This window comes from Pseudidiomarina fusca (assembly GCF_032227045.1).
Taxonomy (GTDB): domain Bacteria; phylum Pseudomonadota; class Gammaproteobacteria; order Enterobacterales; family Alteromonadaceae; genus Pseudidiomarina; species Pseudidiomarina fusca.
This window is the reverse complement of record NZ_JANFPJ010000107.1, coordinates 1-472: the sequence shown is the minus strand read 5'-3', so window position 1 is coordinate 472 and position 472 is coordinate 1. Positions and strand designations below refer to the sequence as shown.

Annotated in this window: 1 protein-coding gene; it reads left to right on the top strand. The window is 46.8% G+C overall.

Annotated features, from left to right (window positions below):
* The coding region (locus NOG12_RS13285) for a nucleotidyl transferase AbiEii/AbiGii toxin family protein (RefSeq protein WP_313933520.1) at positions 1-472 on the top strand (472 nt) is incomplete at both ends.

Below are 472 nucleotides of genomic sequence, written 5' to 3'. Positions count from 1 at the left end.
TGAGCGATTCTCTGAGGATATTGATTTATCGATTCATTGGGCTGATTTAGCAGAATCAGATGATGAAGCTGTCGCATGGGAGCAAACAACACGAAATCCCAGTCAGCAACGTAAGTTTAGACGGGAGCAGAGAGATCGTTTAGAAGGTTGGACCAATGAGTTTGTTCAAAGGTTGAACGGAAGACTTTCAGATTATGGTATTGAGGGGCTGAGCGCTGAAATTGAAGAGGGCTCTGGTGGTGAGAAAATCAACGTCCACTTCCCACATGTGGCATTCCAGGATGATTCATATCAGTTAGAGCATGTACTGCTCGAATTTGGCGGCCGTAACCGGGGCCGGCCGACGGTTTCTAAGCCGGTAACGACTTACCTGTCAGAAATAGATGAGGTTTCAAAGTCACACACCTTACCGAAAGCAGCAGTGGAGGCTTACCACCCGGATTACATTATTTGGGAAAAGCTAACCGCACTT